The organism is Candidatus Aquicultor secundus (assembly GCF_002791875.1).
Classification (GTDB): domain Bacteria; phylum Actinomycetota; class Aquicultoria; order Aquicultorales; family Aquicultoraceae; genus Aquicultor_A; species Aquicultor_A secundus.
In genome coordinates this window covers 1,679-2,902 of record NZ_PFNG01000064.1, presented here as the reverse complement: position 1 = coordinate 2,902, position 1,224 = coordinate 1,679, and the positions used below count along the sequence as shown (strand labels likewise).

Sequence of the window (1,224 nt, the reverse complement as noted above, 5' to 3'; positions counted from 1 at the left end):
CGTGGCTGTAATCGACGCCGGTATCGACAACCGCAACGATTACCTCTCCGCCGGTCGTCACATCCCAGGCCTGAGGCGCCTTGATTATGGGAAGCGCCCACTGGTCGCCATAGTAGGCGTCATTCGGCACTTGCTGCATGAAGTAACGGTATTCGGGCTCAACATACTCGACACCGGGCATGTTCTTATATTTGGCAATCGCATCTTTTACCGCCATGCCTTTCGGAAGGCGTATGCGGTGAACCCGTAAATTCGCGGCTTCCCCTGCTTCTTCTGCGCCCAAGCTTTTGTAAGTAGTTCGGATCCGGGCGGCGCTCGTATTTTTGCTGAATTTAACAAGGATTTCTCCGGGGACCGTATCGCTCGGCATTTCCCCATCCGTTTTCATTAAGACAGGCGACTGCTTGGCATTCGACATCTGAGCGATCGGTTTTGGGGATAACGCAAGAGAGACGCCTGAAGTTAGAAAAAGCGCAAGCGCCGTAAAAAATAGTATTTTTATTACCCGGTGGTTCTTTAATGAACTAAACATTGTCATTGGTATCGACAATTATAGGCGTAGTTTTGAGCACCCGCGATAAACACCACACAACATAAGAACCCTCGATAAATTCTTTAACGTTCAAGTTAAGGTTGAGTATTTACCGGATCAGCAGTGTTTTTTATGCGTGTCCTGCCAAGTTAGAATATCGAGCAGCTTATCTACGTGCGTTATTCGATGGGTTTGTAATTACCACCAATTCTAAACCGCTACTTTAGTGTTAGCCGATTCTAGGATTAACCTAAAGTATATACACAAAAAATCTATTCGAAACAGAGACCAAAGAGCGAAGTCCCATTCCTCATATCAAATATTATGCTGACATCAATTCTAATTTTTCTTTTGTGACATGGGGTAGTCTTACAGGCGCAAAGAATTTCTCGGGATATAAATAATCCTCACCTGATTCATCAATAACTCTCACCTGGTGGTGTTTTTCAACCACCCTGTCAATCAACACCTCATAGAGTTTCCTTATCTCCAGCGACGATTCATAACCGCGATTATCGACGCATACCATAAAACGTCTTCTCATGACAATCTCCTCATAAATATCTTTTGATCTGTTTGATGCTCGAACGCATTTTTATTACCCGGTGGTTCTTTAATGAATCAAACATTGTCGTATATCTCGGCTATTAAATATGATACTATTATTTGGTTTGCAAGGAAGCGATAGGTTA

Annotated in this window: 2 protein-coding genes; both read right to left on the bottom strand. The window is 43.7% G+C overall.

Annotated elements, in window-relative coordinates:
* A partial coding sequence (locus tag COY37_RS02630) for a S8 family serine peptidase (protein WP_502693745.1) occupies positions 1–532 on the bottom strand: 532 nt, incomplete at its 3' end.
* 322 nt (positions 533–854) lie between these two features.
* Positions 855–1,076: a hypothetical protein gene (locus COY37_RS02625; RefSeq protein WP_286975916.1), complete on the bottom strand. Its 222-nt coding sequence runs from the start codon at positions 1,074–1,076 to the stop codon at positions 855–857.
* Positions 1,077–1,224 lie beyond the last annotated feature (148 nt).

Excerpts from the sequence above, each read along its gene's own strand:
- COY37_RS02625 (WP_286975916.1), bottom strand. The coding sequence starts at position 1,076 with ATGAGAAGACGTTTTATGGTATGCGTCGATAATCGCGGTTATGAATCG.